General features: G+C 61.2%; 18 protein-coding genes and 2 pseudogenes. 12 read left to right on the top strand and 8 right to left on the bottom strand.

Features of this window, described 5'->3' with window-relative positions:
• Positions 1-141: 141 nt before the first annotated feature.
• Positions 142-888, bottom strand: a complete 747-nt coding sequence (locus tag ACYASU_RS20810) for an RsiV family protein (RefSeq protein WP_463583897.1) — start codon at positions 886-888, stop codon at positions 142-144.
• A 219-nt stretch (positions 889-1,107) separates the two neighbouring features.
• On the opposite strand from ACYASU_RS20810, the gene ACYASU_RS20805 reads away from it, so the two are divergent.
• The 9 genes from ACYASU_RS20805 to ACYASU_RS20765 all read left to right on the top strand — a co-directional run bounded on the left by ACYASU_RS20805 (position 1,108) and on the right by ACYASU_RS20765 (position 10,516).
• Positions 1,108-1,725, top strand: a complete 618-nt coding sequence (locus ACYASU_RS20805; protein ID WP_463583896.1) for an NUDIX domain-containing protein — start codon at positions 1,108-1,110, stop codon at positions 1,723-1,725.
• Positions 1,716-2,168 (top strand): DUF1249 domain-containing protein, encoded by a 453-nt coding sequence (locus tag ACYASU_RS20800; RefSeq protein WP_065987826.1) that lies wholly within the window; start codon positions 1,716-1,718, stop codon positions 2,166-2,168. Before ACYASU_RS20805 ends, ACYASU_RS20800 begins: the two co-directional genes overlap by 10 nt.
• A 121-nt stretch (positions 2,169-2,289) precedes the next feature.
• The gene (gene cpdA, locus ACYASU_RS20795) at positions 2,290-3,099 is read left to right on the top strand and encodes a 3',5'-cyclic-AMP phosphodiesterase (RefSeq protein ID WP_463583895.1); all 810 of its coding nucleotides are present in this window, start codon (positions 2,290-2,292) and stop codon (positions 3,097-3,099) included.
• Between the two features lie 143 nt (positions 3,100-3,242).
• Positions 3,243-3,860, top strand: coding sequence for a YqiA/YcfP family alpha/beta fold hydrolase (locus ACYASU_RS20790; RefSeq protein ID WP_463583894.1), 618 nt, complete (start codon positions 3,243-3,245; stop codon positions 3,858-3,860).
• A 90-nt stretch (positions 3,861-3,950) separates the two neighbouring features.
• Complete coding sequence (gene parE / locus ACYASU_RS20785; protein WP_463583893.1) at positions 3,951-5,855, top strand: DNA topoisomerase IV subunit B; 1,905 nt, start codon at positions 3,951-3,953, stop codon at positions 5,853-5,855.
• Entirely contained in the window at positions 5,855-6,832 is a 978-nt protein-coding gene (locus tag ACYASU_RS20780) for an esterase-like activity of phytase family protein (protein WP_463583892.1), read from the top strand. Before parE ends, ACYASU_RS20780 begins: the two co-directional genes overlap by 1 nt.
• A 35-nt stretch (positions 6,833-6,867) precedes the next feature.
• Positions 6,868-7,350, top strand: a complete 483-nt coding sequence (locus tag ACYASU_RS20775; RefSeq protein WP_463583985.1) for a retropepsin-like aspartic protease family protein — start codon at positions 6,868-6,870, stop codon at positions 7,348-7,350.
• Positions 7,351-7,360: 10 nt separating this feature from the next.
• Complete coding sequence (gene parC / locus ACYASU_RS20770) at positions 7,361-9,628, top strand: DNA topoisomerase IV subunit A (protein WP_463583891.1); 2,268 nt, start codon at positions 7,361-7,363, stop codon at positions 9,626-9,628.
• A 180-nt stretch (positions 9,629-9,808) separates the two neighbouring features.
• On the top strand, positions 9,809-10,516 hold the full coding sequence (locus tag ACYASU_RS20765; protein ID WP_282367692.1) for a PqiC family protein: 708 nt from the start codon (positions 9,809-9,811) through the stop codon (positions 10,514-10,516).
• 55 nt (positions 10,517-10,571) lie between these two features.
• Here the strand turns inward: ACYASU_RS20765 and ACYASU_RS20760 are convergent.
• Both ACYASU_RS20760 and ACYASU_RS20755 read right to left on the bottom strand, forming a co-directional pair.
• A pseudogene (locus tag ACYASU_RS20760) lies at positions 10,572-11,276 on the bottom strand (histidine kinase); the annotation flags it as partial.
• Positions 11,277-11,350: 74 nt separating this feature from the next.
• Positions 11,351-12,101, bottom strand: a pseudogene (locus ACYASU_RS20755) (AhpA/YtjB family protein); the annotation flags it as partial.
• Positions 12,102-12,231: 130 nt separating this feature from the next.
• On the opposite strand from ACYASU_RS20755, the gene serB reads away from it, so the two are divergent.
• Positions 12,232-13,449: a phosphoserine phosphatase SerB gene (gene serB / locus ACYASU_RS20750; RefSeq protein ID WP_463583890.1), complete on the top strand. Its 1,218-nt coding sequence runs from the start codon at positions 12,232-12,234 to the stop codon at positions 13,447-13,449.
• A gap of 43 nt (positions 13,450-13,492) precedes the next feature.
• On the opposite strand, the gene ACYASU_RS20745 is transcribed toward serB, so the two are convergent.
• From ACYASU_RS20745 to ACYASU_RS20730, 4 genes are all read right to left on the bottom strand, one after another.
• On the bottom strand, positions 13,493-15,277 hold the full coding sequence (locus ACYASU_RS20745; protein WP_463583889.1) for a molecular chaperone: 1,785 nt from the start codon (positions 15,275-15,277) through the stop codon (positions 13,493-13,495).
• 286 nt (positions 15,278-15,563) lie between these two features.
• Positions 15,564-16,433: an archaetidylserine decarboxylase gene (asd, locus tag ACYASU_RS20740; RefSeq protein ID WP_463583984.1), complete on the bottom strand. Its 870-nt coding sequence runs from the start codon at positions 16,431-16,433 to the stop codon at positions 15,564-15,566.
• 52 nt (positions 16,434-16,485) lie between these two features.
• Positions 16,486-17,301 (bottom strand): rhodanese-like domain-containing protein, encoded by an 816-nt coding sequence (locus tag ACYASU_RS20735; RefSeq protein WP_463583888.1) that lies wholly within the window; start codon positions 17,299-17,301, stop codon positions 16,486-16,488.
• Between the two features lie 46 nt (positions 17,302-17,347).
• Positions 17,348-18,883 carry an HDOD domain-containing protein gene (locus ACYASU_RS20730; RefSeq protein WP_463583887.1) on the bottom strand — a complete coding sequence of 512 codons (1,536 nt, stop codon included), beginning with the start codon at positions 18,881-18,883 and terminating at the stop codon, positions 17,348-17,350.
• A 213-nt stretch (positions 18,884-19,096) separates the two neighbouring features.
• Between ACYASU_RS20730 and motA the strand changes: the two genes are divergently transcribed.
• Together motA and motB are read left to right on the top strand one after the other, a co-directional pair.
• A complete protein-coding gene (motA, locus tag ACYASU_RS20725) occupies positions 19,097-19,948 on the top strand; it encodes a flagellar motor stator protein MotA (protein ID WP_037015764.1) in 852 nt (283 codons plus the stop codon).
• 3 nt (positions 19,949-19,951) lie between these two features.
• Positions 19,952-21,007, top strand: coding sequence for a flagellar motor protein MotB (gene motB / locus ACYASU_RS20720; protein ID WP_282367709.1), 1,056 nt, complete (start codon positions 19,952-19,954; stop codon positions 21,005-21,007).
• 133 nt (positions 21,008-21,140) lie between these two features.
• On the opposite strand, the gene rsgA is transcribed toward motB, so the two are convergent.
• Complete coding sequence (gene rsgA, locus ACYASU_RS20715; protein ID WP_192171099.1) at positions 21,141-22,172, bottom strand: small ribosomal subunit biogenesis GTPase RsgA; 1,032 nt, start codon at positions 22,170-22,172, stop codon at positions 21,141-21,143.
• Positions 22,173-22,279: the final 107 nt, after the last annotated feature.

Raw genomic sequence — 22,279 nt, 5'->3', positions numbered from 1 at the left:
GTTTAAAGTATTAATTTGCGGGTGGGAAAGTGTATGTAGGAAGTGGCGAGGTATAAGAGTTATTTGAATGAGGCGTTTGCAAGAGAGGGCGTTACAAGATAAAGCCGGCGCCTTTTCGAGCGCCGGCCCAGGTTCTACCGATCAGCTCCGACCCGGAAACAGCTCAGGCTTGATGATGCCGTTCAGCTGCGGGTACGGAATCTTCAGCTCGATGTGGCCCATGGCGTAGGGGGCGATGGTTGTCACCGGGTACTTGAGAATCACCGCACCGTACGTCAGAGCAATGTTGGAAGTTTGCTTGAAAGGCCACATGTTCTGGAACCCGGTGTCCTTGTCCAGCTTGCTGCTGATCAGCCAGGCCTGATGCGCCAAGCGGGCCTTGTCCCAGAATGCAGCTTCCTGACCCGGGATCAGCATGTCGGCCAGTGTCAGCACGCGCTGCTGCTGGCGGGAATAGTTGATGAACGCCCGCCCCGGATTGCCCTGACCAGTGCCTGAATCAACGTAGCTGGACAGCTCGACGACCACGATTCCGTCATGCTGCTCACGTACTTTGGCCTGCAGGTAGCTGCTGTTGCGCGCCGGCGCGCGGCTCAGGTATTGCTCCTGATACGCCTTCAGCGTTGGCGGCACCGGGCCGTCTGTGTCGCTGCGGGTCAGTTGCAGCAGGGTGCGCTGGACGATCTCGTCAAGTTTCGGCTCATCGGGGAAATGCACGGTGTCGATGTTTACCAGCGGGCAATCATCGGTGGTGCAGCCGGGCTTGATCAGCTCGGAGGCGTCACGCTGAACGGTCAGCGGACTGCGCAGGTTGGGTTGGAACAGGCTTTGGCAGGCGCCCAAAATCAGGGCCACGCAGGCCAGTGAAATGATCTTCAGAAAAGACATGTTGATCCTTGGCATCGGCATAAGGGGGCGTCACGTGGGAGGTAACGGCAACGTCCTTCGACTGTAGGTGGCGCAATCAGTTCGCCATCGGGCGGATTAGAGTGCTTTCCCCGGCAGTCGTCTACCCCGGTGACCGGTTTTGCGAACTCAAAGGGCTGCATCCCGCACCACAGCGCGTTAGGATGGGCCCGGACACAGTGCTCAAGCAGTGAGAAATCTATGACGGATAGCAACAGATCGACGCCGACGAATTACGAAATTAAACACCGTGAGACCTGCTTCAAAGGGTTTTACCAGCTCGACCGTCTTCAGTTGCGCCACGAATTGTTCGCGGGCGGCATGGGCCCGGAAATCAAGCGCGAACTGTTCGTTCGCCACGATGCGGTCTGCGTGCTGCCCTACGACGCGAAACGCGATGAAGTCGTGCTCATCGAGCAGTTCCGCGTCGGCGTCATCGGCAAGCATGAAAACCCCTGGCTGATCGAAATGGTCGCCGGCCTGATCGATAAGGAAGAGGAGCCCGAAGAGGTTGCTCACCGCGAGGCACAAGAGGAAGCTGGGCTCACGTTCAACGCCCTTTGGCCGATCACCAAATACTTTCCATCGCCGGGCGGCAGCAACGAGTTCGTGCATCTGTACCTGGGCAAGTGCGACAGCGAGGGGGCAGGTGGGCTGCACGGACTGGTAGAAGAAGCCGAGGACATCCGGGTTTCGGTCTGGTCATTCGACGACGCGATGCAAGCCGTCAAAGACGGGCGCATCGTTAACGCCGCAACTATTATTGCCATGCAATGGCTGGCGCTCAATCGCGCCGAAGTAAGGGGGCTATGGTCGTGAATCTTTTGCGCGAGCGCTACCGTGTCGACCTCGCCGGGCTGCAAGCCGCCTGCGAGGCGAACTACGCGCGCTTGATGCGTTTGCTGCCCGATATGCGCAATCAACAACGCTCCCGCCGGGTCGCCGTGACCCAGGGCGACCAGATGCTGGGCGTGCTGGCGGTCGAGGTCATCCTTGATTGCCCCTACACCACCACGCTGCAAGTGCGCCAGGAACACAGCCTGCCGTGGCTGCCGGTGCCTGTGCTCGAAGTGCAGGTCTACCACGACGCACGCATGGCCGAAGTCATCGGCGCCGAACATGCACGCCGCTTTCAGGGCATCTATCCCTATCCCAACGCCGACATGCACCAGCCCGATGAAAAGGCCCAGCTCAACGTGTTTCTGGGTGAATGGCTGAGCCATTGCCTGGCCTGCGGGCATGAGTTTGAGGCGGTTCGCTGAGACGGCGCGACGCTGCGGCCGGACGTTCTGTGCGCAGATGAGAACCAGGCCCTCTTTCCAGGTTTGCCGCCGCATCAATCTCACACCATAATCCGGCCACATCCGCTCAAGGAGATGGCCATTGTCGAGCGCATCCTCTCATTCCTCATCCGTGTTGGTCGTTCAACTGACCGACAGTCATCTGTTCGCCGAAGCCGACGGCGCGCTGCTGGGCATGCCCACGCGGGCCAGTCTGGATGCGGTGGTCGAACTGGTGCTGAGCGAGCAGCCGGCGATCGATCTGGTGCTGGCTACCGGTGACTTGTCTCAGGACGGCACGGTCGAGTCGTATCAAGCGTTTCGCGACGCGAGTGACCGCCTGAATGCGCCCGCGCGCTGGATTCCGGGGAATCACGACGAGCTGAGGGAGATGGCGATTGCTGCGCAGAACAGCGACTTTCTCGAACCTGTCGTCGATGTCGGTCACTGGCGGATCACTTTGCTTGATTCTGCTGTTTCCGGGTCTGTCCCCGGCTATCTGCAAGACGGTCAGCTTCAATTGCTCGCTCAGGCCTTGAGCGAAGCGCCGGAGCGGCATCATCTGGTGTGCCTGCATCATCATCCGGTACCCATCGGGGCGGCATGGATGGAGCCCATAGGTTTGCGCAATCCCGAGGCGCTGTTTTCGGTGCTGGATCGGTTTCCTCAGGTGCGTGCGGTGCTCTGGGGGCATGTGCATCAGGAATTCGATCAGCTTCGCGACGGCGTGCGGCTAATGGCTTCGCCTTCAACCTGCATCCAGTTCGCGCCGAACAGCGTGGATTTCGGGCTCGACGACCTTGCGCCCGGCTATCGCTGGCTGCGTCTTCACAATGACGGCCGGATCGAAACCGTTGTTTCACGCATCGCCCCCGACCTGTTCGACGTCGACATCAACGGCGCGGGCTATTGAAAGACATTTCCTTGATGTGCAGCGATTCATCAACAGGCGAGTCTTTACGCAGTTGACCCTGTAAACTGCATGGCTTTGCCCTGATGAGCGCCGACAGGCCAGCCCATCCGGGATGTATCGATTGCCGTTTGGGAGGCAACTGCGTGGACCAGGATCAATCGACGCTTCTTTATATTCATGGCCTGAACAGCTCGGCCAAGTCGCAGAAAGCCACACAGCTGACAACGCTGATGGCGCGTTTGGGTTTGAGCGAATACGTGCGCGTGCCCGAGCTGCATCATCATCCGCGGCAGGCGCTGGTTCAGCTGGAGGCCGCGATCGAGGAGCTCGGTCGGCCGCTGCTGGTCGGCAGCTCGCTCGGCGGCTACTATGCGACTCACCTGGCTGAGCGCCACGGCCTCAAGGCTGTGCTGATCAACCCGGCGGTCAATCCGCATCAGCTCTTCGATGGTTTTCTCGGCACCCAACAAAACCTTTATACCGGCGAGAGCTGGGAGCTGACGCACGACCACGTGACGGCGCTGGCCGAGCTGGAAGTGCCTGCTCCACAGGATCCGCAGCGTATTCAGGTGTGGCTGCAAACGGGCGACGAAACGCTGGATTACCGCCGCGCCCAGAGCTTCTATCGGGCCTGTGCATTGTGCATCGAAGCAGGCGGCGATCACGGCTTTCAGGGCTTCGCTGCAAAAATACCAGCGCTGTTGAGCTTTGCCGGGTTCGCCCCCGCATTGCTCCAGGGCGTTGATCTGAGCGGGCTCTGACCTGAGCCATTGCTGCAACAAATATGTAGAACAGTCTTGTAAAACCAGTGCTACTCCGAAATTTCATGAACGACTTGATGACGAGACCCCATGGCCAATCCCAGCGCTAGCTCTTATAACGCAGACGCCATCGAAGTCCTCTCGGGCCTCGACCCGGTCCGCAAACGGCCGGGCATGTACACCGACACCTCACGCCCCAACCACCTGGCGCAGGAAGTCATCGACAACAGTGTCGACGAAGCGCTGGCAGGCCACGCCCGATCCGTGCAGGTCATTCTGCACGCCGACAACTCGCTGGAAGTCTCCGACGATGGTCGCGGCATGCCCGTGGACATCCACCCGGAAGAGGGCGTGTCGGGCGTCGAGCTGATCCTCACCAAGCTCCACGCCGGCGGCAAGTTCTCCAACAAGAACTACCAGTTCTCAGGCGGTCTGCACGGTGTCGGGATTTCCGTGGTCAACGCGCTATCTACCCAAGTTCGGGTGCGGGTCAAGCGCGACGGCAACGAATATGAAATGTCCTTCGCTGACGGCTACAAGGCCAGCGAACTGGCCGTGGTTGGCACCGTCGGCAAGCGCAACACCGGCACCAGCGTGTACTTCGCGCCGGACCCCAAATACTTCGACACCCCGAAATTCTCGGTCAGCCGCCTCAAGCACGTGCTCAAGGCCAAGGCCGTTCTGTGCCCAGGCCTGCTGGTCAGTTTCGAAGACAAAGGCACCGGCGAGAAAGTCGAGTGGCATTACGAGGACGGCCTGCGCTCGTACCTGCAGGACTCGGTGGTCGATTTCCTGCGTCTGCCGGACGAGCCGTTCTGCGGCGTGTTCGCGGGCAACAAAGAGGCCGTCGACTGGGCGCTGCTGTGGTTGCCCGAGGGCGGCGACAGCGTTCAGGAAAGCTACGTCAACCTGATCCCCACCGCCCAGGGCGGCACCCACGTCAATGGGCTGCGTCAGGGCCTGCTGGACGCGATGCGTGACTTCTGTGAGTTCCGTAATCTGCTGCCGCGCGGCGTGAAGCTGGCGCCCGAAGACGTCTGGGAACGCATCGCTTTCGTGCTGTCGATGAAGATGCAGGAGCCACAATTCTCCGGCCAGACCAAAGAGCGGCTGTCGTCCCGCGAGGCGGCAGCGTTCGTCTCCGGTGTGGTGAAGGATGCCTTCAGCCTGTGGCTCAACGCACACCCTGAAATGGGCATGCAACTGGCTGAACTGGCGATCAGCAACGCCGGTCGTCGTCTCAAGGCGAGCAAGAAGGTCGAGCGCAAACGCATCACGTCAGGCCCGGCACTGCCGGGCAAGCTGGCGGATTGCGCGGGTCAGGATCCGATGCGCTCCGAGCTGTTCCTGGTCGAGGGTGACTCCGCTGGCGGCTCCGCCAAACAGGCGCGGGACAAGGAATTTCAGGCCATCCTGCCGTTGCGCGGGAAGATCCTGAACACTTGGGAAGTCGACGGCGGCGAAGTGCTTGCCAGCCAGGAAGTGCACAACATCGCCGTGGCGATCGGGGTCGACCCGGGGGCTGCAGACATCAGCCAGCTGCGGTACGGCAAAATCTGCATTCTGGCCGACGCCGACTCCGACGGCCTGCACATCGCGACGCTGCTGTGTGCGTTGTTCGTCCAGCATTTCCGCCCGCTGGTGGATGCCGGTCACGTCTACGTTGCCATGCCGCCGTTGTACCGCATCGACCTGGGCAAAGACATTTATTACGCACTGGACGAAGCCGAACGCGACGGCATCCTCGACCGACTCGTGGCCGAGAAGAAGCGCGGCAAGCCGCAGGTCACCCGATTCAAAGGTCTGGGTGAGATGAACCCGCCGCAGTTGCGCGAAACCACCATGGACCCGAACACCCGTCGACTGGTGCAGTTGACCCTGGATGACTTCCCAGCCACGTCGGAAATGATGGACATGCTGCTGGCCAAGAAACGCGCGGGCGACCGCAAGAGCTGGCTCGAATCCAAAGGCAATCTGGCCGAGGTGCTGGTCTGATGCGGGGCTGGTTTGCAGCGCTGTTGTTGATCGTCACGCCTGTTTTCGCTGCGCCATTGCCCGAGCTCAAGCTGCTGTCGGAGCATCCGGTGGATGACATGATCGGCGGCAACCTGTCCGGCCTTGCGTCCTGCAACGGCGTGCTGTGGACCGTTTCGGACCGCGACGACACTCTGCTTTATAGCCTCGACACCTCGGCAACGGTCTGGAAAGCCAAGGCACAGACACTGGAAATCCCGCCGATCCCGGACAGCGGCTTGTCCGCTACCCTGCGCAGCATGGCCAAAGCCTCGGCGCTGATTCGTGGCGGTGATCTGGACTTTGAAGGTGTGAGTTGCGACGCAGCGGGCAACCGTTACCTCGTCAGCGAAGCCTATGCCGCCGTGCTGAAGGTGCCAGTCGAAGGCGCGCCGGTCTGGCTGGATCTGCCCAAAAAGGTCGTCGAGGAAGCGCAGTCGGCCGGGATGCTGCAGCATTTCAACGCCATCTTCGAAGGCATTGCGGTCAACCCGGCAGGCGATCAACTATGGCTCGCCGCCGAGCGTGACAAGCGTGGCCTGCTGACCACCAGGCTTGGCAAGGACGGCTGGGTCTGTGATGCCAGTTGCATCCTGAGAGTCGACTCGGGCAATGACATTTTGCCGCCCGAGCTGGGTGGGAAGGCCGTCTCCAAGGACTATTCCGACATCTCGCTGTACAAGGGCAAGCTGTACACCCTGGAGCGCGCGGCTTACCGCATCTGCCGCCGGACGCTGGCGACAGGTCAGCTGGAAACCTGCTGGTCGTTCGCCAAAGAGGCGCTGCAGCCCAACCGGCTGTACGACCAGAAATACGGCCTGACCGAAGCGCTGATCGTTGACGAGAAAGGCGCGTGGGTCGGTACGGACAACAACTTTGGTGCCCGCGCCGATGGCGAAAAACGTCCCGTCGTCTGGCGCTTTGCCGCGCCCGAGGGTGGCTGGAGCGGCAAGCCTTGACCCAGGCACTTCCCGGCAAACGCGCCGGGCGGCTGATGATGATCATCGCCTGGGCGGCGGCGGTGTTTCTGGCGACGCGTTTTTTTGGCGAGTGGGAGCAGCGGCAGGAAAATCCGAATACCATCGTCGCCTCCGAACATGGGGACGGCTATGTCGAGGTGACACTGGCGAGCAATCGTGACGGGCATTTCGTCATGACCGGGCAGATCAATACCCGCCCCGTGCAGTTCATGCTCGACACCGGCGCGACCAATGTTGCCGTGCCGGAGAGCGTCGCGCAGACGCTGCGCCTTGAGCGCGGCGAGCGCGTTCAGGTGAGCACGGCCAACGGACGCACCGATGCATTCCGGACCACCCTGCAACGGTTGCAGATTGGCGACATCGTCCTGAACAACGTGCGCGCCCTGGTGGTGCCCGGTCTGGACGGTGAACAGGTGCTGCTGGGCATGAGCGCCGTGAAACAACTCGAATTCACACACCGCGGCGGCACATTGTTGCTGCGCCAGACGACAAAATGATGAGGCCCGCATGAGCGACTCCCTTGACCTCAGCCTGGATGGCGTAGAACGCCGATCGCTGGCTGACTTCACCGAACAGGCCTATCTCAACTATTCCATGTACGTGATCATGGACCGGGCGTTGCCGCATATCGGTGATGGCCTGAAGCCCGTGCAGCGGCGCATCGTCTACGCGATGAGCGAGCTGGGCCTGGATGCTGACGCCAAGCACAAGAAGTCGGCACGCACAGTCGGTGACGTGCTCGGCAAGTTCCACCCCCACGGCGACTCGGCCTGCTACGAAGCCATGGTGCTGATGGCGCAGCCCTTCAGCTATCGCTACACGCTGGTCGACGGCCAGGGCAACTGGGGTGCGCCGGACGATCCCAAGTCATTCGCGGCCATGCGCTACACCGAAGCGCGTCTGTCGCGTTACTCCGAAGTGCTGCTTTCCGAACTGGGGCAGGGCACCGCGGACTGGGTGCCGAACTTTGACGGCACGCTGGACGAACCCGCTGTTTTGCCCGCGCGCCTGCCGAACATTCTGCTCAATGGCACCACCGGCATCGCCGTGGGCATGGCCACCGACGTACCGCCGCACAACCTGCGTGAAGTCGCGACAGCCTGTGTGCGTTTGCTCGATGAGCCCAAGGCAACGGTCGAACAGCTCTGTGAGCACATCCAGGGCCCGGACTACCCGACCGAAGCGGAAATCATCACGCCCCGCGCCGACCTGCTGAAAATGTACGAAACCGGCAAGGGCTCGGTGCGTATGCGCGCCGTGTACCACATCGAAGACGGCGACATCATTGTCACCGCGCTGCCGCATCAGGTGTCCGGTGCCAAGGTGCTGGAGCAGATCGCGGCGATGATGCAGGCCAAGCCGTCAAAGGCCCCGCAGATCGCTGACCTGCGTGACGAGTCCGACCACGAAAACCCGTGCCGGATCGTGATCATCCCGGGCGCCCGCAAGCATTTCGACCACGATGCGCTGATGCAGCACCTGTTCGCCAGCACCGACCTGGAGTCGAGCTACAGGGTCAACATCAACATCATTGGCCTGGACGGCAAGCCGCAGCTGAAAAACCTGCGCGCCCTGCTGGTCGAATGGTTGGAGTTCCGGGTACAGACCGTGCGTCGCCGCCTGCAATTCCGCCTCGACAAGGTTGAGCGTCGCTTGCACCTGTTGGATGGTTTGTTGATCGCTTACCTCAACCTGGATGAAGTGATTCACATCATCCGCACCGAGGAGCACCCGAAAGCCGCGCTGATCGCGCGTTTCGCCCTGAGCGAAATCCAGGCTGATTACATTCTCGACACCCGTTTGCGTCAGTTGGCGCGACTGGAAGAAATGAAGTTGCGCGCCGAGCAGGATGAATTGCTCAAGGAACAAGCCAAGCTGCAAGCCCTGTTGGGCAGCGAGGCCAAGCTGAAGAAACTGGTACGCACCGAACTGATCAAGGATGCCGAAACCTATGGAGACGAGCGTCGTTCGCCTATCGTCGAGCGTACCGAAGCCAAAGCCCTGACCGAACACGATCTGCTGCCGAACGAGAAAGTGACGGTCGTGTTGTCGGAAAAAGGCTGGGTTCGCTCCGCCAAAGGTCATGAAATCGACGCCACCGGGCTCTCTTACAAGGCCGGGGATGGCTTCAAGGCCCTGGCGCCGGGTCGTTCCAACCAGTTTGCGGTGTTTATCGACTCCACCGGTCGCAGTTATTCGGTGCCGTCGCACACCTTGCCATCGGCCCGTGGCCAAGGCGAACCGCTGACCGGTCGTTTGACGCCGCCGCCCGGTGCGACTTTCGAATGTGTGCTGATGCCGGAAGACGATTCGCTGTATGTGGTGGCGTCCGACGCCGGCTACGGTTTCGTGGTCAAGGGCGAAGACCTGCAGGCCAAGAACAAGGCCGGCAAGGCGTTGCTGAGTTTGCCGGGCGGGGCGAAGGTGATCCTGCCGCGTCCAGTGCCCGATCGCGAGCAGAACTGGCTCGCCGCCGTGACCACCGAAGGCCGCTTGCTGGTGTTCAAAATCAGCGATCTGCCGCAGCTGGGCAAGGGCAAAGGCAACAAGATCATTGGCATTCCGGGCGAGCGCGTTGCCAGTCGGGAAGAGTACGTGACTGATCTGGCCGTGGTCCCGGACGGCGCCACGCTGGTGCTGCAGGCGGGCAAGCGCAATCTGTCGCTCAAGCCTGACGATCTGGAGCACTACAAAGGTGAACGTGGACGACGGGGCAACAAACTGCCCCGTGGTTTCCAGCGCGTCGATGCGCTGTTGGTGGAAACCGCGGGCTAAAGCGGTTGGTTCGGCGGTCGCTCTTCGTTTCGTCACGAGAGCGACGCAGAATCGCTGGAGTCAACGCGCATATTCACGGATGATATGACGTCCTCTGGCGCCGCCATGGCGGAATGCCTTCATGTTTTCAAAGTATTTAACAGCGTGGACGCGTTACACGGCGTTCACTTGGAAGGGATGATGAATTTTCTACGTGTTCCCTGTGTGCTGTTGTTGACCGGCGTTCTGGGTTTGGCCGGTTGCAGCGTTCATCAGCCCACGTCGCTCTATCAGTTGGACAGCGGCGATCCTGGGCAACCGAAACATACCGGCGGGGTCGCCGTTTTACTGGGCCCTGTGGCGATTGCTGACTATCTGCAACGTGAAACATTATTACAGCGGCAACCGGACGGCAGCCTCAAGGCGTCCACTGACGGCCGCTGGGCGGGCAGTCTGTCTGCCGATATCGATCAACTGCTGCTGCGCCAGCTCGCCTGGAAGCTCGACAGTCAACGCGTGGTGATGGCGCCGGCCGCTGCCAACTTCACGCCGGATGTCCAGGTGGTGTTGTCCATCACCCGCCTGGATTCAGGCGAGAAGCAGCCGGCGGTACTGGATGCCCAGTGGCGCTTGCTCGACCGCCGCGGCAATGTGCGCGACAGCAAGCTGGTTCACCTGGAAGAACCCCATGCAGGCTCTTCAGCTGCGCAGGTCAAGGCTCAAGGGATTCTGCTGCAACGCCTGGCGGACAAGCTGAGCGTCGCGGTCAAGCCTATCGCCAGCCAGCCGTATGTGGCAGACGTGCCGAAGAAGGCCGCAACGCCGGCAAAAACCCGGACTGATCAGGACAAGCCAAAGATCCCGATGGCATCACCGATTCGCACCGATCTGGAAGTGTTCCGCTTCTAGACTCAGCGCCCACAAAAAAGCCCGCAGCGATGCGGGCTTTTTTTGTGGCTGACGCTTAGACCTTGCGCGCCTCGTGCATGCGCGCCAGTTGGCGCTCCAGCATTGACGGATACGGCTCCATCAGACGCTCCACGCAGCTGGCACCTTCGGGGCTCGCGATCGGGCGGATACGTGCACGCTGGCGAATGGTCGGGTCTTCGCTGATCTTGCGCTCCACCAGCAGCAGGTTGCGGCTGTGTTGCGACAGGGCCAGGGCATCCTGGGCGGTTTCGGTCAGCAGCAGATCGATCTGGTTCATGCCGTGCAAGCCTTCGCCCAGTGTCAGGCCCAGCTGCAGTTGCAAGGTGATGCCGCTGTCGGCGACTTCGATCTGCAACGCATGGCTCAACGCACGTAGCAACTCGCCACAGCAGATGGCGTTGGTCAGGTAGTCATCGCCGCTGTCCTGGGTGCTGAACACCATCAGCGAACTGCCGTCGTTCAGGGTGTGCAGCTCGCTGTCGTAGAGCGAAGCGGCTTGATCAATGCAGTCACGGTAGCGCTCAAGCAATTCGGTCAGACGCGTGCGCGGCAGGCGGCGAAGTTGCTCCTGCGAACCCAGCTGCACGGCCAGCACGGCGCTGTACTGCGGCTGCGATGGAACGACCGGAAGGATCGGACGCGGCGCAGGCTTTGGCGCGGCGGGGTAGTGATCGCGAAGGTCCGCGAACGGATCCTCCTCGTCGTCTTCATCTTCCTCGGCGACGATACGTCGCGCCGGGATCACCGTCGCGCGTGGCTTTGGCGCGTCGTCGAAGTCAGGGTCGTTCAGGTCGCCGCTGTCAAACTCGGGGGAGGCGTCGTCTTCTTCCTCGACCTGTGCAGGCTCGGGAATGGGAGCCGGTTCCGGTTCTGGCGGCGCGTAGGAAGTCTTCAGCTGGCGCGCCAGATCGCCGATCTCGTCCTGACGATCAGTGGCCGGCGTGTACGGATCGATGTAGCGCAGCCACATGCGCAGTTGCAGCATCGGCGTGGAGATATGGCGCCCCAGGCGCAAGCTCAAGGCCAGCGCCAGTGCCAGCAGGATCCCGGCCAGAATCGCCATGCTCTGGAGGCTGATGGTCAGCGGCTGTTGAAACTGAGCCATGTCCAGGCTGATGCGCAGCGTGCCGGCGACCACGTCCTGGAAGGTGATCTTGATCTCGTAGAGACCTTCTGCCTCGCCCAGCAAGCCGTTTTTCGGACGCTGACCGGCTTCGGCAAGAATGCGGTTGTCGGGGCTATAAATAGCCGCGTGGGCCACCAGCGGGTTTTTCACCAGATTGCCCAGCAGCACGTTGAGGCTGAGGATGTCGTTGGACACCAGCAGTTCAGTGGCGGACGTGGCAGTCTGCGTGGTCAGGGCTTGCCCCAATGCGTCGGCCTGTTCGTGCATGGCTTGCTTGAATTGCAAACCCATGACGCAGGCGTAGATCACCAGAGCCAGCGCGACGAGGATCACGTTATGGCTGGCGATGCGCAAAGCAATCGGTACACGTCGGTGACGCAATGCCCGGAAGATCAGCAAGAAGAAATTATCGGTTTTTACTGGCGTGGGCCGGTTCACTGAGCACGGCTCTCTTGGTGAAGTTGGGGCGCAGTATAGCGAGCGACCCTGTGGCGGCAAAGCGCTGGCTGTGCCCGGCGGTCACTGAAAGTGCGTAGAATGCGGTTTTTTTCCACTGCGGGGGTGCGCCTTGCGCGAAATCGTCCTGATAAACATCACCGGTGAAGACCGTCCGGGTCTCACTGCGGCCATCACCGGTGTGCTGGCCCAAGGCGGCGTGAACATTCTCGACATCGGTCAGGCGGTGATTCACGACGCGCTGTCGTTCGGCCTCCTGGTCGAAATCCCCGACACCGAGGCAGGCGCGGCAGTGCGCCAGAATGTGCAGGCAACAGTCGATGAACTGGGGCAGCAAGTCCGTTTCACCCGCGTGTCCGAAGCTGATTATCAGCACTGGGTCGACGGTCAGGGCAAGGCGCGGCACATCGTGACGCTGCTGACCCGTAAGGTCACCGCCGAGCAACTGCAGACGGTCAGCGCGATCACTGCCAAGTATGGTTTGAACATCGACCGCATCGACCGCCTTTCCGGGCGTATGCCACTGGACATGCCTACCGAGAAGAGCAAGGGTTGCATCGAGTTTTCCGTGCGCGGCGAGCCAGTCGATCCCCAGCAAATGCAGGCCGAATTCCTTCACGTTGCCCAGGAGCTGAACGTTGATATCGCGTTCCAGCAGGATTCACTGTTCCGCCGCAACCGGCGTCTGGCAGTGTTCGACATGGATTCGACGCTGATCGAGGCCGAGGTCATCGACGAACTGGCCAAGGCCCACGGCGTCGGCGAGCGCGTGTCGGAGATCACCGAGCGCGCCATGCGTGGCGAGCTGGACTTCCGCGCCAGTTTCAAAGAGCGACTGGCGCTGCTCAAAGGCCTGGATGTGAAGGTGTTGGACGAGATCGGCGCCTCGTTGCGTTTGACCGAAGGCGCAGAAACGCTGTTCGCCGAACTCAAGCGGCTGGGTTACAAGACCGCGATCCTGTCGGGCGGTTTTACCTACTTCGCTCGCCAGTTGCAGGCCAGACTGGGCATCGACTACATCTTCGCCAACGAGCTGGAAGTGGTAGACGGCAAGTGCACGGGCAACGCGATCGAGCCGATCGTCGATGCCCAGCGCAAGGCCGATCTGCTGCGCGAACTCGCGGGCAAAGAAGGGTTGAGTCTGGAGCAGACCATCGCAGTGGGCGATGGCGCCAATGACCTGCCGATGCTCGCCATCGCCGGCCTGGGTGTGGCGTTCCGCGCCAAGCCGCTGGTCAAGCAGTCAGCGAAACAGGCTATCTCGACGCTGGGCCTGGATGGCGTGCTGTATTTGCTGGGGTTCCGCGACCGGGAAGGGCGCAGCGCTTAACAAGCGTGGAGGTTGAGGCATCTGCAACGGATGCCTCGATGGCTCAGAGCACCGTCCACAGCGAATCGAATTCCTGCTCCGGGCCGCCGGCGTCTGGCGTCGCAACCTTTTTCGGCGCTTCAAGAATCTGATACTCAAACTGGTTGTAGCTGCCCGTCGTCGCCCGACGATTGCTCAGGCTCGCGCGTCGCTGTTCGCCACTGGTATTGATCAGCACCTTGGAGCCGTCCTCGAACGGCAGGCGCGGAGCGATGACCGTCGCTGGCACGTCGATGGCGCGAACTTCCGGCAACAGCAACGCGCGCAAAAACTGACTGCTCTGCTCGGCACGGGTCAGTTGCATGCCACATGCCTGAGCAAAAGGGGCTATGAGTTCGACACCCATCTGCATGCCACCGCCACGGACCTGCCGCACCCAGCGGACCACCGCGATGCTCCAGCCGTGCCCATGGTCCTGAATGCCGATCATCTCACCGGCCTGCAACTGGTCCGGGACTTCCTTCGGCCATGCCAGGCAGTAGCCGCCCGGACTGTGATTGACGATGTGCAGCGTGTACGTTGGAAAACTCTTTTGCCCGTCGGACGCCGCATTGCCTTCAGCGTCATCACGTTTGTATTCGATTTCCTCGAACGGCAACATGCTGTCGGACGTGCCATTGCGTTGCGCGTCCGCCGTCTGCGCCCACGGATCATGCTTGGCCGGCTTCAAGGGCTGCAGCGTGTATTCGGCGACTTTGGACAGGGTCGACATTTGCAGCAGGTCGCTGAAAGACTGCTGGCCGCCGACGTAATAATGCAGAGCGCTCATGCCCACGCAGACGGTGAGGGTGCCTTGCCCCGGGGTGCGTTGAAACGCACGTTCTGACACATCACCCCAAGCGGCGGCAAGGTGCTGGAGGACGTCGATGGACAACCCCGGCGGCACTTTCAGCGCGGATTTCGAGCGTTCTTCAACAGGCGTTTCGATGTAACGCTCCAGTGCAGCCGACAGGGGACGGGGGTCGATGCCGAGCAGGTTCGGCCGCTGATCGTCGTCGTACAGCGCGGCGTAGCGCGGTGCCGTGTCAGTACCCGGAGACACGGCGTACAGGCTGTTGCTGTCCAGCGGCTGCTGCAGCGTAACCATCGCGCTCCACGCATCCAGCGCCTCTGCCAGCTTGCCGATGTTGTGCTGGCGCATCTGATTACAGCGCGAGCAGCCCATCAGCAGCGCGACGACGTAAGTCTGTTCAACGCTCATCGCCTGGGTGTTGTGGGCGAGGCTGTCGGCGACGGGCACGTTGTGCAACTGATGCTGGCGGGCGATCTGATAGATCTGGTGCAGCTCAAGCCACAGGCCGTCCTGCACCGGGCAGTAAAGCTGATTGGCGCGGATCAGCGGGCCGTTCAGGCAGCTGAGCGCGCGCTGAAGGGCGGTGGTCAGCAGGCCGATGCGGTCTTTGCTGAGCTTGACGGCCACCCGCGCGATGATCTGTTTGTAGCCGATGGCGAGGTGGTTTTGCAGGGCCTGGCACAGATTGGCGACCTTGCGCGGACGCTCTTCGAGAACCACGGACTGGTTCAGGAAGTGACGCTCCAGATGCTTGCACACGAAAAAAACTTCCGGGCGAAGCAGTTCAAGGAGCTGTATGCGGTTGTCGCTGGGGGTGAGCAACTGGTTCAGCTCGCCGAGCCCTTGATAGAGCTGGCGGGCCATTTCACCGAGATTGGCCTTGGGCAGCGTAGCGATCCAGCGCTTCAAGTCTTTGGGCGTCGCGTCACAGAACGACAGGCTCGACTGCGTCGGCACAGGTGCGCGCAACAACAGTGGGAGACTTAAATTACTCATGTGACCGGCAAACTCCAACGACGACAGGACTGAACGGCGGCGTCCAACTCCGGGGGCAAGCACCCTCGCCGAGCGAAAAGAGCACGTTTACGTCCACTGAAAGCGAAGTTTCCTACAGCGCTGACAACTGGACTTTAGCAGCATCCTGCAACGGTCGCAGCCTAGGCACATTGTCCTGCGCCCAGCCCCGGCAATCCCTGGTTAAGCGTGATGTAGCGCGACGGCTTAAAGCAGTTCGCGCCAGAAAAACAGCATCACGCCTCTCGGGTAAGAGTTAAGGCAAGAATCAGGCCTGCAATGGCAGCGCGATGCCCTGACCCATCTGAACGGCAGAACCGGCCGCCAGCAGCTCGGACCACTTCACCTGATTGGGCCCGAACAGCACGATGGCCGTAGAACCCAGTTTAAAGCGACCCAGCTCGGCGCCTTTTTCCAGATGAATGGGTGCGCGCGCGGCTTCGTCGTAACGGAAAGTCTTGAGCTCGCGCTTCGGTGGCGTGACCAGACCGGCCCAGACGGTTTCGATCGAGGCAACGATCATGGCACCGACTAGCACGACGGCCATCGGTCCGCGTTCGGTGTCGAACAGGCACACGACGCGTTCGTTACGGGCGAACAGCTCCGGCACGTTTTCCGCTGTGGTCTGGTTTACCGAGAACAGCCGGCCGGGCACATAGACCATCTCGCGCAGTGTGCCGGCGAGCGGCATGTGAACACGGTGATAGTCCTTCGGCGACAGGTAAACGGTGGCGAATTCGCCACCCATGAACGGCGCGGACAGGCGCGCATCGCCGCCGAGCAGTTCCAGTACGCTGTAGCTATGGCCTTTGGCCTGGAAGATGCGGCCGTGTTCAATTGGGCCCAGTTGGCTGACCGCGCCATCGGCAGGAGAAAGGATCGCGCCCGGCGTTGGGGCCAGTGGACGCGCGCCCGGTTTGAGGGCGCGGGTGAAGAAGTCGTTGAAGTGCGGGTACCCGGTGATGTCCTCGACCTGAGCCTGGGACATGTCGACCTGGTATCGTCGCGCAAACCATTGGGTGAAGGCATTTTTGAACCAGCGCACGCGGCATTCGGCCACGCAGCCCGCCAGTTGCGACAGCAGATGATGGGGAAGCAGATACTGGAAAAGGATAAACAGACGCTGTTTCATCAAGATTCCTAAAACGTTTGAAAAAGGGAATACGGATCTATGCCACGTCGGGCGCCGATTATTTCTCGACCGGGGTGTCCGGATGGTTGCCCCACTCGCCCCATGAGCCTGCGTAGCCCTTGACCCTCGGGTAACCCAGTGCCTTGGCCACCAGATAGGTGAAGCCCGAACGATGATGGGTCTGGCAGTGGGTAATGATTTCTTTCTCCGGGGTAATGCCCAGGTCTTTGAGGATCTGCGGCATGTCCTTGCGGATGCGCAGGTGGTGTGCCTGGTCCATGCCGGCGGTCCATTCGAAGTTCACGGCGCCGGGAATATGACCTCCCTTGGCGGCGACGACTTTCTCGCCGGAATATTCAGTTGGCGCGCGAGCGTCCCAGATCGCCAGGTCATCGGCGCCGAGGCGGCTTTGCAGGTATTCGCGGGTGGCCGTGGGCTCGTCGTGCAAGGTGAGCGAGACCGGACCGCCGACTGCTTGTGGCACCTCTGACGACAGCGGCAGACCTTCGGCCTGCCAGGCGAGCAGGCCACCGTCGATATAGTGATACTTTTTGTGTCCGATGACGTCGAGCAGCCAGATGAAGCGGCCGGCCCAACCGCCGCCTTCGTCGTCGTAGACCACGTACACCGCATCGGGGTTGTGGCCCAGCTCGCCGAACAACGCTTCAAGATGGCTGTGCGAGGGCAGCAGTCCCGGCGCAGGTGGCAGGCCCAGTTGCGTGCGTTTCGGATCGACGAATCGCGCGCCGGGAATGTGGCCGGCCTCGTAGCGGGCCGGGCTGGTCAGGTCGACCAGAATCAGCTCTGGCGCGCTGAGGCGTGCTTGCAGGTCTGCGGGCTCGATGACCAGCGGCAAGCTTGAAAAGGCAGACATCTAGCGTCTCCGGATCGCGAAAAGGTTGCGAATTGTAGCTCAGCCGTCAGCCATTGCGATGGCTAAAGGTGGTCAGCGCTTTCTCGATGCACTGACCGGTTTTTCCGAACGCCTGGACGGACACTTCGGAAAACGGTCCGCCGCCCTGATCAGCCACCACCATCATCACCACACGGCCATTGCTGGCCAGTGAGCGAATCAGCAGGTTTTCGCCGCTGAACAGATTGCGCAGCTGCGGCGGCAGCAGCGCCGAAAACTGGGCGTTGTTGGCCGGTGTCAGGCGCAATTGAGTGGGTTGAGCGAGCAAGCGTTGCAGCACGGTGCTGTCTTTGTAGGGCACCAGCAACGCAGCGGCCGACTTGTCCACGCCTGCGATCTGATGCACGCGCAGGCTGTCGGTCTTGCGATCGGTCATCAGCAACACCACTCGCTGCATGCCCGCCGCCACCAATGCATCCCGGGCGCAGGTGGTCAGGTGTATCGCGTTGATGAAAATGCCGGGCTCTTTCAACAGATCGGCGCAGTGCTTGCGCCACAGCTGCAAGGCGTCGGGCGAGGGGGGCGGTGCAGGCAGCAAGCCTTTATGTACTCGTCGTGCACTCCACGGCCAAAGCAAAGCCTGCGCCGGGTGCCAGATATCCGGGCCGGAATGCTGGCGAGCGCTGGCCGCCGCATTCTGGTGAACCTGCTGCTGGAGATGATCCAGTGACTGTTGTAGATACAGGCTGGTCAGCAGTTGCCAGCGCAGGTTATGCGGCGTGTCCCAGGCCTGGTGCGCCGACAGCGAGAGGCCGTTGGCCAGCAGAATTGTATTGGCGGGCTGGTTAAGCCAGCGCCGCAGCGGCAGATCGGCGTCGAGTTGCTGTTGCTGCTTGAGTGGGTCGTTGTTGCTATGGGCGATGCGCAACACTTTCACCAGATTGCGTTGCTGGGAGGTCAGCAGTTCATAGCCCTGGGTCACCCAGATCGGCAGGCGCCAGTGCTGCGCCAGCCCCTGACACAAACGCACCAGCCGCACGCCAAACAGTGCCTGCTCCACGGTCTTGGCAGATTCGCCCTTGTGGATAACCCGCAACTCCCATTCTTCCAGCAGTTTGGGGTGGGCCAGCGCCAACGGCCAGAGGGGCGAGAGAAACAGCAGGCTGCCCAGATGGATGTCCTGCCACAGCCGGGCCAGTTGATTGGCGAACAGGCCGTAAGCCTGTTGCATGGCGTGCTGACTGATCAGTTGTATCTGGCGCAGCGCCATGGGGATATCCCGTGCATCGACACTCGGCAACCGCGCCAGCAGCGCCTCGGTACGCGCCAGACCCAGGCGGTTGATGGCGACTTCAAGACTCTCCGCAGGCTGAGCCGTGGCGGGGCTGTTCAGGTTGGCTTCGCGCAAAACGTTGAGCACCAGCGCCGGGCTGTCCTGCATGAGATCGGCGATATCGCGTAGCGAGCGGCGGCTGTCGGTCAATGCCGCCTGCACGCGCTGATACGCCACCGCGGGCACCGGCAAGGCGATGCTGTTGAGCTGCTTTATCCAGGTATCGAGGGTGCGCGGAACAGGGAGCGAAGTAGCTTTATCTGATTGCATTCACAACACCCGTACGGCTGGGAGGTTTTGATCAATGTCGGGTACTGGCATCATGCTGGCCCTCATGGACGCAACGTCCTGCGCCACGCATCGGTCAGCATTTTCCTGTGATCTGACTATAGTCTGGCGCATTCATGCCGATAAGCAGGACAAGAGTTTCAAGCGCTTCTCGCACAATGACCATGAACCCGACTCAGTAAGTATTCTCTACCTATGGCAAAAATTATCGGCATCATCGTCGTTTTCGCGAGCGTTCTCGGCGGATACGTACTGTCCCACGGTCAGATCGCTGCGTTGATCCAGCCTTTCGAGGTCATGATCATCGGCGGTGCGGCGCTGGGTGCATTCCTGCAAGCCAACCCGGGCTATATGACCATGCTGGTCATCAAGAAGTCCTTGAAGATGTTCAGCACCCGGTTCACCCACGGCTACTACCTCGAAGTGCTGGGCCTGGTCTACGAGATCCTCAACAAGAGTCGTCGCGAAGGCATGATGGCCATCGAGGGCGACATCGAAGAGCCCGAGAACAGCCCGATTTTCGCCAAATACCCTGGCGTGCTCAAAGACACCCGCATGATCGCTTTCATCTGCGATTACCTGCGCATCATGTCCTCCGGCAACATGGCGCCCCACGAGCTGGAAGGCTTGTTCGACATGGAACTGCTGAGCATGAAAGAAGAGCTCGAGCATCCTTCCCACGCAGTCACCGGTGTCGCCGACGCCATGCCGGGTTTCGGTATCGTTGCTGCGGTACTGGGTATCGTGGTGACCATGGCCTCCCTGGGCTCCGGCGACAAAGCCGCTATCGGTATGCACGTCGGCGCGGCGCTGGTGGGTACCTTCTTCGGTATTCTCGCGGCGTACGGTTTCTTCGGCCCGTTGGCCACTTCCCTGGCCCACGATGCCAAGGAAGAAATGAACGTCTATGAATCGATCAAGGCTTCGCTCGTAGCGTCGGCGTCCGGCGTGCCGCCTTCGCTGGCCGTGGAGTTCGGTCGCAAGGTTCTGTATCCGGCCCATCGCCCCAGCTTCAGCGAGCTGGAACAAGCTGTCCGCGGTCGTTGATCCATGGAAAATAATCAGCCGATTATCATAAAGCGCGTCAAGCGCTACGGCGGGGGGCATCACGGCGGCGCCTGGAAAATCGCCTTTGCCGACTTCGCGACGGCGATGATGGCGTTCTTCCTGGTGCTGTGGCTGATGTCGTCGGCCACCCCCGAGCAACTGCTCGCCATCGCCGGTTACTTCAAGGACCCGGTCGGTTTTTCCGACAGCGGCTCGCCCTATGTGATTGACCTGGGCGGTTCGCCGGAAATGTCCCCTAACCAGACGCTCAACCCGGAAGTGCAATCCACGCCTGCGCCGGATCGCGTGCCCGTTGATGCAGACCAGCAGGATGCCGCCGCCGAGCAGGTCGAGCAGGACCGTCTGGAGATGTTGCTGCAAGAGTTGCAGACCAAGATCAACGAGAATCCGCAACTGGCGAAGTTCAAGGATCAGATTCTGTTCGAGATCACCCAGGACGGTTTGCGCATCCAGATCATGGACGCTGAAAACCGCCCGATGTTTGACATCGGCAGCGCGAAGCTCAAACCGTATTTCGAAGACATCTTGCTGGCCATGGCCGACACCATCAAAGCCGTGCCGAACAAAGTCAGCATCAGCGGACACACCGACGCGACGCCCTTTGTTGGTAACAATGGCTTCGGTAACTGGGAGCTGTCGTCCGGTCGAGCGAACGCCGCACGCCGGGCGCTCGTCGCGGGAGGGTATCCGGATCAGCAGGTGGCGCGCGTAGTGGGTTATGCGTCTTCGGCACTGTATGACAAAGAGCACCCGCAAAACCCGATCAACCGTCGCATCGACATTGTGGTGATGACCAAGAAAGCGCAGCAGCGGATCGAAGGCGCGCAGAATTCAGGTGAAGCGCCGCAAACCCCGGATGCACCAGGAGCTCCTGCGCCATCGCCTGTACCTGGCGCTACAGCGCCGGCCAATCAGCCGGGAGCGTCGACTTCCACACCTGCCGTTGATCCACAGGCTTATGCCCAGCCCCACGAGATTCGGCAGAAGCTGAACATCTTCGATCAGGGCCAGTTGAAGATCGACGACACTAAGAACTGATACCGGGTTGCAGACACAAAAACGCCGCGATGATCGCGGCGTTTTTGTGTGCGCAGTTCAAGCGCTTGGACCGCAGTCAGCAGGACCGGCTTCAGCCGGGAAGGCCTAAATCGGATTGGCCACTACCGCTGAATCAATAACTGCTTTCCGGCAGGCTGGCGATGATTGAGCGATAGCTGTTCATGCGCTGCTGCTGCACGCGTCCGTCTGCAAGGCCCTGCAACAACGCACAACCGGGTTCGCGGTCATGCTTGCAGTCACGGAAGCGGCATCGGCCGAGCAGGTCGTTGAACTCGATAAAGCCCGCTTCGACATCGGCACGGCTGACGTGGCCCAGGCCGAATTCACGAATACCCGGTGAGTCGATCAGGTCGCCGCCGCGCGGGAAGTGGAACAGGCGCGCGGTGGTCGTGGTATGCGTGCCTTGACCCGAATACTCCGACAACGGCCCGACGCGGGTGCCGACTTCCGGCAGCAGGCTGTTGACCAGCGAGGATTTGCCGACGCCGGACTGGCCGACGAACACACTGATGTGGCCATCCAGCTGGTCCTGCAATTGCTGCATGCCGTCGCCGTGGTGGGCCGACACTTCCAGCACCGGGTAACCCAGCGTGCGATAAACGGCCAGCAGCGCATTGAGCGCCGGGGCGTTCTGATCGTCGATCAAGTCAAACTTGTTCAACAGCAACAGCGGGCGAATCCCCGCGTGCTCGGCAGCCACCAGGTAACGATCGATCAGGTTGGCATGGGGTTCGGGCATCGGTGCGAAAACGATGACGATCAGGTCAACGTTGGCGGCGACCGGCTTGAGCTGGCCCCGGCTGTCCGGGCGGCTCAGTTCTGTATCGCGGGGCAGTTGCGCAACGATCACGCCGATGCCCTGATTGCCCGCGCGCCAGACGACTCGGTCGCCGGTCACCAGTGCTGGCAGGTTGGCGCGCAAGTGGCAGCGGAAAACCTGACCCTGCAGCTCGCCTTCCTGCGCTTCGACTTCTACCTGCACGCCAAAATGCGCGATGACCAGCCCCGTTTGTTCGGGACCGAGATCGCCGCCTTCCAGCGTTTCGAGAGCGGTTGATTCACGTTTTGCGGCACGCGCTGCGCGTTCGCCCTGAATCTTTTCGATGCGCCAGTTCTGGCGGCGATTGAGTTGGCGTTTGGCCATGGGTGTTCAGTGTTCCGTTTGAAGACGCATAAAGGTGCTTATTTGATAAAGCGCGAGCGAGTCTAGCACGCCCGGGTGGGCTAAACTGCGCGCCAACGCTGAGGAGC

It is taken from the genome of Pseudomonas sp. HP_12, assembly GCF_055283955.1.
The sequence above is the reverse complement of the archived record's forward strand: the minus strand, read 5'-3'. Positions and strand labels throughout refer to the sequence as shown.

Bases quoted from the DNA above. Each gene is read 5' to 3' on its own strand.
- ACYASU_RS20780 (WP_463583892.1), top strand. From the start codon at position 5,855: ATGCGGGGCTGGTTTGCAGCGCTGTTGTTGATCGTCACGCCTGTTTTC.
- motB (WP_282367709.1), top strand. From the start codon at position 19,952: ATGGAAAATAATCAGCCGATTATCATAAAGCGCGTCAAGCGCTACGGC.
- ACYASU_RS20805 (WP_463583896.1), top strand. From the start codon at position 1,108: ATGACGGATAGCAACAGATCGACGCCGACGAATTACGAAATTAAACAC.
- parE (WP_463583893.1), top strand. From the start codon at position 3,951: ATGGCCAATCCCAGCGCTAGCTCTTATAACGCAGACGCCATCGAAGTC.
- ACYASU_RS20745 (WP_463583889.1), bottom strand. From the start codon at position 15,277: ATGAGTAATTTAAGTCTCCCACTGTTGTTGCGCGCACCTGTGCCGACG.
- ACYASU_RS20730 (WP_463583887.1), bottom strand. From the start codon at position 18,883: ATGCAATCAGATAAAGCTACTTCGCTCCCTGTTCCGCGCACCCTCGAT.
- parC (WP_463583891.1), top strand. From the start codon at position 7,361: ATGAGCGACTCCCTTGACCTCAGCCTGGATGGCGTAGAACGCCGATCG.
- ACYASU_RS20765 (WP_282367692.1), top strand. From the start codon at position 9,809: ATGAATTTTCTACGTGTTCCCTGTGTGCTGTTGTTGACCGGCGTTCTG.
- rsgA (WP_192171099.1), bottom strand. From the start codon at position 22,172: ATGGCCAAACGCCAACTCAATCGCCGCCAGAACTGGCGCATCGAAAAG.
- ACYASU_RS20775 (WP_463583985.1), top strand. From the start codon at position 6,868: ATGATGATCATCGCCTGGGCGGCGGCGGTGTTTCTGGCGACGCGTTTT.
- ACYASU_RS20810 (WP_463583897.1), bottom strand. From the start codon at position 888: ATGTCTTTTCTGAAGATCATTTCACTGGCCTGCGTGGCCCTGATTTTG.
- motA (WP_037015764.1), top strand. From the start codon at position 19,097: ATGGCAAAAATTATCGGCATCATCGTCGTTTTCGCGAGCGTTCTCGGC.
- ACYASU_RS20735 (WP_463583888.1), bottom strand. From the start codon at position 17,301: ATGTCTGCCTTTTCAAGCTTGCCGCTGGTCATCGAGCCCGCAGACCTG.
- ACYASU_RS20800 (WP_065987826.1), top strand. From the start codon at position 1,716: ATGGTCGTGAATCTTTTGCGCGAGCGCTACCGTGTCGACCTCGCCGGG.